17 protein-coding genes are annotated in these 14,713 nt (G+C 40.2%); all 17 read right to left on the reverse strand.

Translation table 11 applies throughout. From position 1 onward, the window contains the following. Positions 1 to 12: 12 nt before the first annotated feature. From NZ900_02710 to rpsF, 17 genes are read right to left on the reverse strand one after another with little or no spacing between them, the layout of a single operon-like run. Positions 13 to 1,254: an aconitase/3-isopropylmalate dehydratase large subunit family protein gene (locus NZ900_02710; protein ID MCS7233005.1), complete on the reverse strand. Its 1,242-nt coding sequence runs from the start codon at positions 1,252 to 1,254 to the stop codon at positions 13 to 15. Further along, a complete protein-coding gene (locus tag NZ900_02715; GenBank protein ID MCS7233006.1) occupies positions 1,223 to 1,828 on the reverse strand; it encodes an HD domain-containing protein in 606 nt (201 codons plus the stop codon). The genes NZ900_02710 and NZ900_02715 overlap by 32 nt, the downstream gene beginning before the upstream one ends. Then, positions 1,825 to 2,067, reverse strand: coding sequence for an NrdH-redoxin (locus tag NZ900_02720; GenBank protein ID MCS7233007.1), 243 nt, complete (start codon positions 2,065 to 2,067; stop codon positions 1,825 to 1,827). Before NZ900_02720 ends, NZ900_02715 begins: the two co-directional genes overlap by 4 nt. Continuing rightward, entirely contained in the window at positions 2,057 to 2,824 is a 768-nt protein-coding gene (locus tag NZ900_02725) for a slipin family protein (GenBank protein MCS7233008.1), read from the reverse strand. Before NZ900_02725 ends, NZ900_02720 begins: the two co-directional genes overlap by 11 nt. Then, positions 2,824 to 4,152 carry a nodulation protein NfeD gene (locus NZ900_02730; GenBank protein MCS7233009.1) on the reverse strand — a complete coding sequence of 443 codons (1,329 nt, stop codon included), beginning with the start codon at positions 4,150 to 4,152 and terminating at the stop codon, positions 2,824 to 2,826. Before NZ900_02730 ends, NZ900_02725 begins: the two co-directional genes overlap by 1 nt. Then, entirely contained in the window at positions 4,149 to 5,498 is a 1,350-nt protein-coding gene (radA, locus tag NZ900_02735; protein MCS7233010.1) for a DNA repair protein RadA, read from the reverse strand. The genes NZ900_02730 and radA overlap by 4 nt, the downstream gene beginning before the upstream one ends. After that, positions 5,491 to 6,357 carry an ATP-dependent Clp protease proteolytic subunit gene (locus NZ900_02740; GenBank protein MCS7233011.1) on the reverse strand — a complete coding sequence of 289 codons (867 nt, stop codon included), beginning with the start codon at positions 6,355 to 6,357 and terminating at the stop codon, positions 5,491 to 5,493. The genes radA and NZ900_02740 overlap by 8 nt, the downstream gene beginning before the upstream one ends. Further along, positions 6,354 to 8,822, reverse strand: a complete 2,469-nt coding sequence (locus NZ900_02745; protein ID MCS7233012.1) for an ATP-dependent Clp protease ATP-binding subunit — start codon at positions 8,820 to 8,822, stop codon at positions 6,354 to 6,356. The genes NZ900_02740 and NZ900_02745 overlap by 4 nt, the downstream gene beginning before the upstream one ends. Before the next feature lies 1 nt (position 8,823). Beyond that, positions 8,824 to 9,879, reverse strand: coding sequence for a protein arginine kinase (locus tag NZ900_02750; GenBank protein MCS7233013.1), 1,056 nt, complete (start codon positions 9,877 to 9,879; stop codon positions 8,824 to 8,826). Between the two features lies 1 nt (position 9,880). Beyond that, on the reverse strand, positions 9,881 to 10,399 hold the full coding sequence (locus tag NZ900_02755; GenBank protein MCS7233014.1) for a UvrB/UvrC motif-containing protein: 519 nt from the start codon (positions 10,397 to 10,399) through the stop codon (positions 9,881 to 9,883). Continuing rightward, complete coding sequence (locus NZ900_02760) at positions 10,371 to 10,877, reverse strand: CtsR family transcriptional regulator (GenBank protein MCS7233015.1); 507 nt, start codon at positions 10,875 to 10,877, stop codon at positions 10,371 to 10,373. Before NZ900_02760 ends, NZ900_02755 begins: the two co-directional genes overlap by 29 nt. Before the next feature lie 58 nt (positions 10,878 to 10,935). Continuing rightward, positions 10,936 to 12,270 (reverse strand): replicative DNA helicase, encoded by a 1,335-nt coding sequence (gene dnaB / locus NZ900_02765; protein ID MCS7233016.1) that lies wholly within the window; start codon positions 12,268 to 12,270, stop codon positions 10,936 to 10,938. Continuing rightward, a complete protein-coding gene (gene rplI, locus NZ900_02770; GenBank protein MCS7233017.1) occupies positions 12,267 to 12,716 on the reverse strand; it encodes a 50S ribosomal protein L9 in 450 nt (149 codons plus the stop codon). Before rplI ends, dnaB begins: the two co-directional genes overlap by 4 nt. Next, complete coding sequence (locus tag NZ900_02775; GenBank protein MCS7233018.1) at positions 12,713 to 13,657, reverse strand: YybS family protein; 945 nt, start codon at positions 13,655 to 13,657, stop codon at positions 12,713 to 12,715. Before NZ900_02775 ends, rplI begins: the two co-directional genes overlap by 4 nt. Positions 13,658 to 13,675: 18 nt before the next feature. After that, the gene (gene rpsR / locus NZ900_02780) at positions 13,676 to 13,900 is read right to left on the reverse strand and encodes a 30S ribosomal protein S18 (GenBank protein MCS7233019.1); all 225 of its coding nucleotides are present in this window, start codon (positions 13,898 to 13,900) and stop codon (positions 13,676 to 13,678) included. A gap of 27 nt (positions 13,901 to 13,927) precedes the next feature. Next, on the reverse strand, positions 13,928 to 14,341 hold the full coding sequence (gene ssb, locus NZ900_02785) for a single-stranded DNA-binding protein (GenBank protein MCS7233020.1): 414 nt from the start codon (positions 14,339 to 14,341) through the stop codon (positions 13,928 to 13,930). Positions 14,342 to 14,346: 5 nt separating this feature from the next. After that, positions 14,347 to 14,634 carry a 30S ribosomal protein S6 gene (rpsF, locus tag NZ900_02790; protein ID MCS7233021.1) on the reverse strand — a complete coding sequence of 96 codons (288 nt, stop codon included), beginning with the start codon at positions 14,632 to 14,634 and terminating at the stop codon, positions 14,347 to 14,349. Positions 14,635 to 14,713: the final 79 nt, after the last annotated feature.

Genomic DNA, 14,713 nt, shown 5'->3' on the forward strand with positions numbered 1-14,713 from the left:
CAAGTCCCTCCTTTAAAGCAAATCCCTAGGGTCAGTTATTTCACCAGTTATAGCAGAAGCTATAGCAGTCAAAGGGCTACAAAGATAAACATAAGAGCCTTTACCCAGCTTTCCTTGAAAGTTCCTATTAGATGTGCTTAACAAAACTTCCCCTTTAGCTAATATCCCATGATGACCTATTGTACAAAGGCTGCAACCAGGATTTGTCAGAACTCCGCCAGCTTCAACGAAGGCCTTTGCTATCCCCTCTTCAAGCAACCTTAGAGTCACTTCTTTAGTAGCAGGAGTAAATATAACCTTAACCTTTGGATTAAACTCCTTCCCTACCTTAAGCAGATAATCGTATGCCAATTTAAAATCCTCATACCGACCATTAGTACAGGAACCAATAAAAACCTCGTCTACTTTCACGCCTTTAAGTTCTCGCACTTTCTTAACATTTTCAGGAACATGAGGACAGGAAACAAGAGGCTCGAGATCACTAATATCGTACTCTCTTACTTCCAGGTAGTTGGCATCTGAATCCGGATCTATAACTTCTACCTTTGATCTGCTTCTTTCCTCAAGAAATGTTTTAATCTCTTCGTTCGGAACTATAAAGCCGATCTTGCCACCTGTCTCAGTAACCATACTTGCAAGGGTTATCCTATCCGCGAGAGAAAAACTATCTATGACCTCGCCGCTAAACTCAATCGAGAGATAATTAGCGCCATCTCCACCAAACTCGCTAACGAAAAACAAAGTCACATCCTTTGATGTTACTGGATACTCTAACCTTCCATTGAAGACAACTTTGACACTCTGGGGAATTCTAAACCAAAGCTTACCCAGTATAAAACCGGCGACTATATCAGTATTGCCAACCCCTGTAGAGAACGACTCAACAGCTCCTAAAAGATTCATATGACTATCGGTCCCTATCACCACACTACCTGGCGTGATTAAACCCTTCTCAAGAAGCACATGTTGACCAATCCCAGCATTAACGTCGAAGAAATACTTTATACCCTGACGCTCAGCAAAGTCTCTACAAATCTTTTGGTTGTTTGCAACCTTCTCGTCTTTTGCAGGAACTTGGTAATCGAAAGTTATAGCTATCCTTTCTGGATCGAATACTTTACCTTTGCCGCCGGTTACCTCCTCAAACTGAAGAATAGCGTTAGGTCCAGCAAAATCCCTTATTACAATAAGGTCAAGAGGTAACCAAACTCTCTCACCTGCCTTAACCTCCCTGCCTAGTTTGTTTGAAGCTATTTTCTCTATTATTGTCTTGCCCAGAGGAAATCACCTCTCCCTTAGCTTTGAATAGCTCAAAATTTAAAAGATCAATCTTATTAACTAATATGGCCTCTAAAGATCTCTTAATGTGATCCCCTTCATGAGAATGGAAAGCAATTATGTGAGAAATTTCGGGAGGGAGCCCGCTTAAATAAGCTAAAGCGGCTCCTATAAACGGATGCCTTAAGGTCTTACCTATTTTAGTCTGAACATACTCTCCACCCTTGAGCTCATACTCTATAAGCTTGCCCACATCATGAAGCAATGCTCCAGCTATAAGAAGATCCTCATTAATAGAAAGTTTATTTCCATAAAACTCCTTAGATATATCTAAAGCAGCCTTAACCATCTTCGTCACAGCTCTAACATGGTCTAAAAAGCTAACCTCAGAACCGTCTATAAGAAGGGTAAAAGGAATCTTACACATCTCTTCAGGCTCCCACCCACCCTTCTCTAAGGCCTGAATCCAAGTAGATATGACCTTTTCCCTTAAAGTCTCATCTTTTATCAAATCAATTTCAGGAACCAGTCTTAGCAGTCTCTCCCTCACTCTTTAGTGCACTCCTTTAACGCTTCATCGATGCTTTCAGGATCGTATCCAACTATAAACTTATCGCATATCTCGATAACTGGAACTCCCATCTGACCTGTCTTCATTATCATATACATAGCTGCTTCCCTATTTCTGCTCACATCGATATCCTCATATTCCACTCCTTTCTGAGATAGATACCTCTTAGCCATATGACAATAGGGACAAGTTGGTGTTGAGTAGACTTTAACCTTCATCTTTCTTACCTCCTTTCTTAAAAGCCTCTAATATCTCCACTGGGAACGGAAATACTATCATAGAGTTGCGCTCGCTTGCAACCTCTCTCATCGTTTGAAGGAATCTAAGCTGTAAAGCCTTGGGATACTGATCTAATATGCGAGCGGCTTCTGCAAGCTTCTCTGCAGCCTGATATTCTCCCTCTGCATTTATTATCTTTGCCCTTCTTTCCCTTTCAGCTTCAGCCTGACGAGCCATAGCTCTCTTCATACCTTCTGGGAGCTCAAGATCTTTTATCTCAACGATGCTAACCTTTATACCCCATGGGTCAGTCTGCTCATCTATTATAGTCTGAAGACGCTGATTGATGCGCTCCCTATGAGCTAGAAGCTCATCTAACTCTACCTGTCCAGCAACGCTTCTTAAGGTAGTCTGAGATATCTGAGAGGTAGCCATAATATAGTCTTCAACCTCGACAACAGCCTTTATCGGATCTATAACTCTGAAATAAACCACAGCGTTTATCTTTATAGGAACATTATCTCTAGTAATAACCTCTTGAACAGGAACATCTAAAGTAACTACCCTTAAGCTCACCTTAACCATTCTATCAACTATAGGAATAAGTATGATTAATCCCGGTCCTTTAGCTCCTATTAGCCTACCAAGCCTAAATACTACACCCCTTTCATATTCCCTCACAACCTTAATAGCTGATGAAAGTATTATAGCTATAACTATCAATATACCTATTAAAGAGCCTAAATCATAAAGCATCACTTCTCCCTCCTCTCCTCTATTTTCTTAACCTTAAGAGTCAACCCATTAACCTCAAGGACCTCCACTCTATCCCCCTCTTCTATATCTCCACTTAACGAGATAGCTCTCCAAAGCTCACCATGAACCAGAACCGTTCCCTCTGGAGAGAGCCTCGTCTTAGCGACTCCTTTTTCACCCACCATTCCCTCTCTTCCGGACACTGGTTTTCTCTTCTGAGCATAAAGAGCAAGGCTTAAAGCAAAAGCAAAGAATGCAACTGTTGCAGCAACTATTCCTACTATTAGACTTGTAGATATTTTAATATAAGGAGTTTCCTCCCCAGGCTTCACTAACATGAAAGAACCTAAAAGCAAAGACAAAGCTCCTCCCACCGTCAACACTCCATGAGAAGTTATAAAAAGCTCCAGTATTAAAAGAATAATCCCTAAGAATACCAAAGCAAGTCCAGCAATACTAAACGGAAGTATCTGAAAAGAGAAGAAGAACAAGATCAAGCAAAGAACTCCTATGACACCCGGAATTACCGCTCCAGGATGCGTTACCTCAAAAATAAGAGCATAAAAGCCTATAAAAAGAAGAAGATAAGCTATATTGGGATCCCCTATAAAATGAAGCACTTTGTAATACCATGGCATCTCAAGCTCCACAAGATTATAATTTTCCAAGTTAATCTTTGTTACTCCTTTTGTTGATGAGAGCTTAACGTTTCTACCGTTAATTTCCTTAAGAAGAGCCTCAATACTAGGAGATACGATATCTATAACTCCTTCTTTAAGTGCTTCATCCGCAGTTAAAGTAGCACTTGTTCTTATTGCCATTTCAGCCCATTTTTCGTTTCTTCCTCGCTCCTTAGCTACAGCTTTTATCAATGCAACAAGATCATTTACTATCTTACCCTCAATGACTTTCTCTTCTTTCTCTCCGCCGCTACCGCCACCTATTGTAACGGGATGAGCTGCCCCAACTGTAGTTCCAGGCGCCATAGCAGCTATATGAGCCGATAGAAGGATAAAGGTACCAGCTGATGCAGCTCTTGCTCCTCTTGGATAAACATAAACCACAACTGGGACAGGCGAATTTAGAAACTCCTGAACAATGGTTCGCATAGAACTAACCAAACCACCAGGCGTATCCATGACAACAAGAATCAAGGAATTGGATTCCCTGGCTTTCTCAAAAGCTAAGTTAACATATCTAACAGTAACAGGATTAATTACTCCGCTTATGTCCAGCTTGTAAACTGTAGTAGATGCAGCTTCAACCTCAAAGGATATAAAAAGCAAAAGGGGGATAAGCAAAGCAATAATCCCTAAAAACCTTTTCAAGTTCGCTCCCCCTCCTTTACTTTCTCAAAAATCTCGCTTAAAAACCTAACCTCAAAAAGCTCAATTCCTTTAAGACCTATGTCCTCCTTAAGCTTAGGGACATAAGCCTTTAGAAAACCCTGCCTACAAGCTTCCGTTATACGCCTTGCCATGAAAGATACGGGTCTTACCTCACCTAGAAGACCTATCTCCCCTATAAATACACTGGTCCCATTAAGGGGTATATCTTTATAAGAAGAAAATATAGCACAACACACTGGCACATCTAGCGCGGGATCATTGGTCCTTAATCCCCCAACGATGTTAAGATAAACATCATATTTCCCAAGGGGTAATCCTATTCTTTTCTCAAGAACAGCAATAAGAAGCTGAAATCTATTGAAATCAAAGCCTTGAACGACTCTCTTGGGATACGGGAAAAAGGTTGGTGCAACCAGTGCTTGAATTTCTATCACAATGGGCCTTTCCCCTTCGATTATAACACCAACAGCTCCACCAGGTACCCCACTTAAACCGCTTAAAAATATAGCTGAAACATCCTTAACCTCTCTTAAACCCTTGGATGTCATCTCAAATATTCCCATCTCAAGAGTAGAACCATATCTATTCTTAATCGATCTCAACATTCGATATTGAGTCCTTTTATCTCCCTCAAAGTATAACACAACATCTACAAGATGCTCTAACAATTTAGGACCAGCTATAGTGCCTTCCTTAGTCACATGTCCCACTATGAAAGCCGATATCCCCTTTTCCTTAGCAAAGCGAAAAACTTTTTGAGCACATTCCCTAACTTGAGGTATAGAACCAGGAATACCATCTACCTCTTGAGATTGGACCGTTTGAATGGAGTCTATAACTATCATCTCCGCAGGAAAAGAAGAAGCCATATTTAAGATTTTTTCTATATCGATTTCAGACACTAAATATAGATTTTCTGACTCTATACCAAGCCTTCGGGCTCTTAAAGCCACCTGCCTTATTGACTCTTCCGCTGAAACATAAAAAACAGGTTTACCACCGCTTGAAAGCTTACCCGCTATCTGAAGAAGAAGGGTTGACTTGCCTATACCTGGTTCGCCTCCTAAAAGGCATACAGACCCCTTAACTATACCTCCACCTAAAACCCTATCAAACTCCTCTATACCAACAGCTATCCTGTTTTCTCCCTCTTCTTCTAAAACTCTAGATAAGTTCAAAACGGTTCCCTCGGTTGAAGGTAAAGTTAAAGGGGGAGCCTTTTCAATAAAGCTCCCCCAAACTCCACACTGAGGGCAACTTCCCATCCACTTTATAGTTTCGTAACCACAACTTTGACAAACATATTTAAGTTTCGATTTAACCACCGCTTCTTTTACCCCCATTAGCCTCTTTATGATATGGAAGAGGTATATACTGTACTGAAGGCCTTCTCTGAGATGTCTGCGGATATAAATCCATTAAAGCAAAGATCTCCTCTGGCATATTAGTAGAGACCGGTAAGCCCATAGCCTTAAGCTCCTCATAGGTAAGGGGATAATCATGAGTCCATCTCCCCTCTGTCAATATGCGAGCTATCTCTTTAGCTTTTTCATCTTCCATATTATCTCTAAGAAGACAGTAAACGAAATTATAAACTTGCTCTATAGCCTTTTTAGCTATATCTGCAAGAATAAGGGTATGATCATCCACCTCATTTATATTCTTTTGCTCCAAAACCTTAAGTATAGAAGCTGCCGGATATTGGCCAAGCTGAGGATCTATAGGACCCATAACCGCATTTTCATCCATGACTATCTCATCAGCTGCCAAAGCTATTAAAGTTCCACCAGACATAGCATAATGTGGAACGAAAACCGTAACCTTTCCCTTATGTTTGTTAAGCGCACAAGCTATCTGCTCTGCCGCTAAGACAAGACCTCCAGGTGTATGAATGACTATATCTATAGGCATATCAGGAGGTGTCATCCTTATAGCTCTGAGAACCTGTTCCGAATCCTCTATATTTATAAATCTTGAAAAGGTTAAACCAAAGAAGGAAAGACTTTCCTGCCTATGAATAAGGGTTATTACCCTACTTCCGCGTTTTTTCTCAATGTCGTGAATTAGCTTCATTCTCATTCTTTCCAAATTCCACTGCGTTATCATAGGACTAAGGGCAAGGAATAGCAAAATAAACCAGAAGAGGTTATTCAAAATGTACCACCCATATGAAGGGCCCGTCACGCCAAAGCCCCCTCCTTTCTAGATAACTTAAGCTCCTTACCTTCACCATCAGTATCAACTATTATTCCGTCTCCCTCTTTAAACTCTCCCTTAAGTATTGCCTCAGATATCGGATCTTCTATATACCTTTGGATTGCTCTTCTTAAAGGTCTCGCTCCATATATGGGATCATATCCAACTTTCACCAAAAACTCTTTAGCCTTATCTGTAACTTCTATCTCCATCTTTTGCTCTCTCAATCTTTCGTTTACCTTACCTATCATAATATCCACTATCTTCTTAATCTCTTCCTGTTTAAGCATCTTAAAAACTATTATCTCATCAAGTCTGTTTATAAACTCCGGCCTAAAGGTTCTTTTAACAGTATCCATTATTTTCTCCTTCACTCTTTCAAAATCCTCTTCTTCTGTCTTCGTAAAACCAAGAGAAGACTGACTTCTTATATACTCAGCTCCTACATTAGAAGTCATTATAACCACGGTATTTCTAAAGTCCACAGTCCTTCCCTTTCCATCAGTTAATCTCCCATCCTCAAGAATCTGAAGCAATATGTTAAATACATCTGGGTGAGCCTTCTCTATCTCATCAAAAAGAATAACCGAATAAGGTCTCCTCCTTACAGCCTCTGTAAGCTGCCCACCCTCCTCATAACCTACATATCCCGGTGGAGCACCTATCAGCCTTGCAACTGAATGCTTCTCCATATACTCAGACATGTCAAACCTTATCATGGCATCTTCAGCACCAAAGAGAAATTCCGCTAAAGCTCTAGCAAGCTCGGTCTTTCCAACGCCTGTAGGTCCTAAGAAAAGGAAAGAACCTATAGGCCTCTTGGGATCCTTAAGACCTGCCCTTGCTCTTCTTATAGCACGACAAACTGCTCTGACCGCTTCCTCTTGATTTATAAGCCTTTTATGTATTAACTCTTCCATCTTTGTCAACCTGTCAGCCTCTTCCTCTTGAAGCTTCGTAACAGGTATACCTGTCCACCTCGAAACAACCTCAGCTATATCCTCAGCCGTAACTATAGGCTCTCCTTTACCTTTTTCCTCAACCCACTTTTTACGCTCTTCCTCAAGCTTGGCTTTAAGCTCCTTCTCCTTATCTCTAAGCTGAGCAGCTTTTTCAAACTCCTGCTTCTTAACAGATTCCTCCTTTTCTTTAATCACTTCTTCTAATTCCTGCTCAAGCTTTTTGACGCTTTCTGGTTCAAAAGTAGATCTTAATCTAACTTTAGCAGAAGCTTCGTCTATTAAGTCTATGGCTTTATCAGGCAAAAATCTATCTTTTATATAACGAGAGGAAAGCTTAGCAGCAGCATTTATAGCCTCGTCGCTTATCTTAACCCTATGATGAGCTTCATATCTATCTCTTAAACCCTGCAATATCCTTTTCGTTTCCTCTTCAGAGGGCTCAGAAACCATAACTGGCTGGAACCTTCTTTCCAAAGCGGCGTCCTTTTCTATGTGCTTTCTGTATTCATCCAATGTCGTAGCACCTACAACCTGAATATCTCCTCTTGCCAATGCAGGTTTGAGAATATTACCAGCATCTATAGCCCCTTCCGCAGCCCCAGCCCCAACGATAGTATGAAGCTCATCTATAAATAATATAACATCCTTTGCGTTCTCTAATTCTTTTAATATCCTTCTCATCCTTTCTTCAAACTCACCCCTATACTTAGTCCCAGCAACTATGTTAGCCATGTTTAACTGCACTATCCTTTTATTCTTCAAAACCTCAGGGACCTCTCCCGCTACTATCTTTTGAGCTAATCCCTCTACTATAGCCGTTTTTCCAACACCAGGATCACCTATAAGAACAGGATTATTCTTTGTTCTTCTACTTAATATCTCAATAACCCTCTCTATCTCTTTCTCCCTTCCAATAACTGGATCTAACTTCCCCTCAGCAGCAAGCTTGGTCAAATCTACTCCGAACTCATCAAGAGTGGGAGTTGATGTTCTTTCCTTTTTCTTAAACAAGGTTTTCTTAGGAGAAAAAGTTCCAGCTCTTTCCTCTCCCTCTCCACCTAGTACATCAAGAAGCTTCTCTCTCACAGTTTCAAGGTCAGCACCAAGATTTATAAGTATCTGAGCAGCTACTCCCTCCCCTTCCTTTATCAAACCAAGCAATATATGTTCGGTACCTACATAACCATGCCCCATAGATTGAGCCTCACTTAAAGCAAGCTCTAACGCTCTCTTAGCTCTTGGAGTAAGAGGTAGCTGCTCCGTTTTTACCTCCTCCCTACCCCTTCCAATAATCTTTTCTATCTCCTGGCGTACCTTATCTAAGCTTATACCCAAACTATCAAGAACTCTAGCTGCCACACTGTCCTTTTCCCTCGTCAAACCGAGGAGCAAGTGCTCTGTACCAATATAATCGTGGTTAAAACTTTTAGCTTCTTGAGCTGCACTGTTTATAACCCTTCTTGCCCTCTCAGTGAAATAGTTGTAAAACACTTTACTCACCTCCCTCTATGAAACTACTTCTTATCAAATCTGCCCTAAATTTATCTCTTTCCTCTGGACTAAGCTCCCTACCAACTAAAAGCTGAAGATGAGCGGGCCTAATTTTTACAATTAACTCATTAAACTTACCTTTATCAATGCGAGGTAATATCCCCAAATCAGTTCCCATTCTAATCTTTGAAAGCAAATCCATAGCCTCCTTTGACGAAATAAGCCTTGCGTGCCTCAGAATACCCCACGCCCGCCACAAGGAATCTTCAAACTCTATTCCTTTTACTTTAAGAAGATGCTTCCGTGTTAATTCCTCTTCCTCTATCACTCTCAAAGCCACTTTCTCAATCTTATCTACTATTTCTTCTTCAGAAGGACCTAAGGTCACCTGATTAGAAAGTTGAAAAAGGTTACCCAAAGCTTCCGTCCCCTCACCATAAAGACCCCTTACAGTTAACCCTATCTTAGAGAGCTCTTCTATCACCTTTCCCATCTTCTTAGTGAAAGCTAAAGCAGGTAAATGAAGCATAACTGAGGCTCTTAATCCTGTTCCGACATTTGTAGGACAAGAAGTCAAATAACCAAACTCTTCACTAAACGCATAGTCTATATATTTCTCAAGCACAGAATCAAACTGATCTATAATTCTCCATGCCTCGCCAAGCTGCAGGCCACCAAGAAAACACTGAATACGTAAATGGTCCTCCTCATTTATCATCACACTTAAAACGCCTTCTTTTTCTACCAATAGAGCCCCTGATCGCTTACTTCCATTTTTAGAGTGATCAGGACTTATTATATGTTTCTCAATCAAAGCTTCTCTCTCAATATCGCTTAACTCTCCAAGCATAAGGAGAGAAAACGGCTTGAAATAAGAATCTTTAGATAATATCCTCTTTATTTCATTTACTACCTCTTCTAAGTCAGATTTTTTAGCGATCGAAGGAAAGGGGTAATTTTTTAAATTTCTGGCAAGTCTTATTCTGCTTGATATAGCTATATTAGAATTAGGACCTATACCCTTAAGCCACTCCAACTTTATTTCATCTATTTTCATCTTAGACCTTCTTCCCTTCTATCTCCCTAATCTTATCCCTAATCTCTGCCGCCTTTTCATACTCTTCCCTCTTAATAGCCTCATTAAGCTCCTCCCTCAATTTTTCCAATTCCTTTAAACGCGCAAGTTCCTCGTTCGCCCTTAGCGGTATTTTACCCCCATGCCTCGTATTCCCATGGATCCTTCTTAAAAGAGGAACAAGCTTACTTTTAAATGTCCCATAACACTCCGAACAACCAAGTTTACCAATCTCTTGAAAACCCTCATAGCTTAGACCACACTTAGGACATTTTAAGGTGTGATGCCTTGATTCATCCCATAAAGGTAAAGATGAAGGTTTTAATAGAGTTCCAAGAAGATCAGGAAGAGAAAAGTCAAAGGATAACAGATCTCCACCCCCTAAGAGTTTCTCGGCACATTCTTTACAGAAGTGAAGCTCCTCCTTCTTACCACCTATAAACCTTGTTATATTAACGGTTGCCTCTTTCATCTTACAATTCTGACACACCATTATCTTCATCATCTCCCCCCAAAACAGAACAAAGGAGCTTTTTAAGTAAGAAAGCCCTCGCAATGTTATATTTATATTCTGGAAAGTCACCAAGCTCATCAAGTATCTCATCTAAAGCTGATAAAGCTGATTCTATAAGAAGACGCTCCCTCAAAGATACATGCTTGTCATTCGCAAGCCGGGATATAAGCCCCCTTGCCCTAGACCTATCTATGGCTTCCCCTATCTCGCTATCCAATCTCTCTAAAAGGCTTTCTCTCAAAGGTACATTAACCTTTATTATTCTTATATAACCACCACCACCACGTTGACTCTCCACTATATATCCCCTATCAGGAGTAAAACGTGTTCTTATAACATAATTTATTTGAGAAGGAACACAACCAAATCTCCGAGCCAACTCTCTTCTCTGAAGACGTATAACCTCACTAGAGGCTTCCGTTAAAAGCTTCTTAATATAAGCTTCTATGTGACTTGCAAGACTCATATCTCACCACCTCTTTGACTTTTCCTGACCTTCATTATAAACCTTATTTAACCTTATGTCAAGCATTTACTAAATCTTCAGGAGCTAAATTTTCAAAGCGCGTATATTCTTTAAAGAACCTTAATTTAACTGTTCCAACAGGACCATTTCTATGCTTACCAACTATTATCTCTGCAATACCTGGCTCTGCATCCGGCTTATAAACTTCCTCTCTGTATATAAAAGCAACAAGATCCGCATCCTGCTCTATAGCTCCAGAGTCTCTAAGATCAGAAAGCTGTGGCCTCCTATCTTGCCTTTGTTCAACGGCTCTTGAAAGCTGTGATAACGCAACGACAGGAACATTAAGTTCACGAGCAAGAGCTTTTAAAGCACGAGAAACCTCCGAAACCTCCTGTTGCTTACTTTCTACTTTCTTCTTTAACTGAACAAGCTGAAGGTAATCTACGATTATCAAACCAAGATTTACCTCAGCTTTCAGTCTCCTCGACCTTGCTCTAATTTCAGCAACACTTATATTAGGGGTATCATCTACATATATAGGGGCCTCGCTTAGACGAGCAGCAACCTCAGCAAGTTTCCTCCACTCCTTATCGCTTAAAAAACCTGTCCTTATCCTTTGAGCATCTATCCTAGCCTCAGAGCTTAACATCCTCTGAGCTAACTGCTCTTTAGACATTTCGAGACTAAAAATAGCAACTGGAATTCTCTCCTTACAAGCGGCAAAAAGAGCAATATTTACAGCAAATGCAGTTTTCCCCATCGAGGGACGAGCAGCTATTATATTTAGTGAGGATAATTGAAAGCCAGAGGTAAGCTTATCAAACTCTCTAAACCCAGTGGGGACCCCCGTAACCTCTCTACCTTCGCTATATCTCCTTTCTATTTCATCTATAAGAGGAGAAACTATACCACCTATATGCTTAAAGCCCGTCTCCTCGCCCCTTCTCATTATTTCAAATATCAACTGCTCAGCCTCATCAACAAGTTCTTCAGTAGGTCTATCTTCCTCATAACCGAGACGGGCTATCTCCGTTCCTGCTCTTATTAGCCCTCTAAGTATAGCTTTCTCCCTAACTATATGAGCGTAATAATCAGCATTAACGGATGTAGGAACACTATGAATAAGCTCTGTTAAGTAATCTACGCCACCTATATCTTCGAGCTTACCTTTTTTACGTAAAGCTTCAGAAACAGTTATAAGATCTACAGCCTTGCCTTTATCAAAAAGCTCAAGTATTACATCGTATATTACTCTATGAACTGGCTCATAAAAATCCTCAGGTTTCAATATTTCTATAACCCTGGCTAAGGCATCGCCATCCAACAATATAGAACCTAAAACTGACTGCTCTGCCTCTATATTCTGAGGAGGAATCCTCTCCTCTATCATGCTTCCGGTTCTACCTTAACCTTTACGTCCGCTTCTACCCCCATACCGAGTTTAAGCTTTACCAAATGTTCACCAATCTCCTTTATTGGTGAACTAAGCTCTAAAACTTTCTTATCAATTTCGATTCCAAAGGATTTCCTAATAGCTTCAGCTATCTCTCCAGATGTAATAGAACCAAAAAGCTTTCCTTTTGCCCCAGCCTTAGCTTTTAAAACTACCTCCTTACCATTTATAACCTCTCTAATTTCTAATAGAGCTTTCTTCTTCCTTTCCTCCTTTTCCTTCTTCTTTAAGACTTCTTCTCTTAGCCTGCTTATTTCTCCTTCCGTAGCTACCACCGCTAACCCTTTGGGTATCAGAAAATTTCGCGCATATCCATCCTTAACATTAACCACATCCCCTTTTTTACCAAGCTTAGGGATATCTTCAAATAATACAACTTTCATAAGCCTCCCCTCCTTCTCCTAAAATCTAGGATCAAATCAAACATACCGAGAAACAAAGAAACCTTAGACAGAAAGGGCTGAGTAAAGATAAAAAGTATGATAATAACTCTTATAAACCTTTTAAGGTTAAATCTTTTCATAAAATAGTCTATTAACGATGCCCCTTGAATCATAAATAGAGCTCCAAAAACAATCTGAAGGTTTGCCCCTGCATTAATTAGATAAGAGTTAGAGGTTTGCTCGCCTATTATTGAAAACAAAACTCCAGTAACCATTCCCCAAAATATAGAGCGTGGAAATCTCCACCCACTAAAGGAAGGAAGGGTCGGGAATTCTTCTTTCAATTTTCTTAAGACCCAACCCGATACCGTAAAGGTTATAAAAGCATCTAAAGCAGAAGCAAGTATTATTATGGCCGGGAAAATTATACGTAAGTAGTTTAAAAAGGCGTTTAAATTCGAACCGCTAAGATAAGAATCTTTGGGAATTAAACCAAGCCTCTCATAAAACTCCGAAGAGCTCTTGAAAGCATCTTGAATCATCTTAAAATTGAGCTCTAAGGGATTAATCCCAATGGCTAAAGCAGAAATAGCAAAAAATACTACCTTTGCTCCTAATGAAACAAGAGTACCATAAAAAATTACCTCGCTTGGTTTAAGTTTCTTACCAACTAAAAACCCCACCGCTATAGCAACTACAGCCGAGTTAAAAACAAAAACAAAAGCTTGAAAGGGTCCTCCAACCAGAAGAATCAAAAAAGAAGCAATTAGAGCGCTCCCTACACCCCGCTTCAAACCGTATCTCATACTCAAAATCACGAGAGGAACAGGTGAAAACAGAGCTAGGGCAATGCCGATTACCGGAATATATAAGCTACCAAGAAAAAAGATAAAGGTAAGAGTAATAAGGAGCGCTCTTTCAACTATAGCTCTAGTACGCATTACCCAACAGGCAAGCAGTTATTCTACAACGAAAGGAAGCAAAGCCATTATACGTGCTCTCTTTATAGCTCTTGTAAGCTGACGTTGATGCTTAGCACAGTTCCCCGTTATCCTACGGGGAAGAATCTTACCTCTATCAGATAAGTATCTTCTAAGCCTATCTACTTCCTTATAATCTATCTCCTTAACACCATCAACACAAAATGCACATATCTTTTTCTTTGTACGAGCCTGCTTTACCATTAATAAAATCCTCCTTTCGAATCAAAGCTAAAATGGAATTTCCTCTTCGTCTTCAAGAGGGGGGAAGTCCTCCTCATCTCTTAAGGAGGAGATTTCCTCTCCAGCTTTCGGACCCCCTATAAATTGAACTCTCAAAGCTACAACCTCAAAATTTCGCCTTTTTCTCCCCTCTTGGGTTTCATAGCTTCTAACCCTTAAACGTCCCTCAACCAGAACAACTCTACCCTTTGTAAGATATTGAGAGCAGTTTTCAGCTTGTCTCCCCCAAACAACCACAGGTATAAAATCAACTTCATCTACCAAAGCTCCTTCCTTATTAGTATAGCTCCTATTAACTGCAACGGTAAACTTTGCAACGGCTTGACCTGAAGGGGTATAACTTAATTCGGGATCTCTCGCTAGGTTACCCAAAAGGATAACCTTATTATAACCTCTTGCCATTAAAATTAATCCTCCCTCTTAACTATCATAAACCTCATTACCTTCTGATCTATTTTCATCACCCTATCAATTTCCTTAAGGCTCTCCGGCCCTACCTGAAAATAAAATACCGCATAAATTCCCTCCCTTTTCTTATTAACAGGGTATGCCAATCTCCTTCTCCCCCAAAGATCAACTTTCTCTACGTTCCCTTCCCCCTTTCTAATTAAATCTTCCACCTTAGAAATCTCCTCTTTCAAAGCCTCCTCTTCTAAAGCAGGATCAAATACAACCATCATCTCATATTTTCTCACGGCCTAAAAGCACCTCCCTTTGGACATAAATAATTAATGGCCCCTCTTTAAAACAAGAGGAGCAGGGATTTTAAAAATC

It is taken from the genome of Synergistota bacterium (assembly GCA_025060595.1).
Lineage (GTDB): Bacteria > Synergistota > GBS-1 > GBS-1 > GBS-1 > 42-11.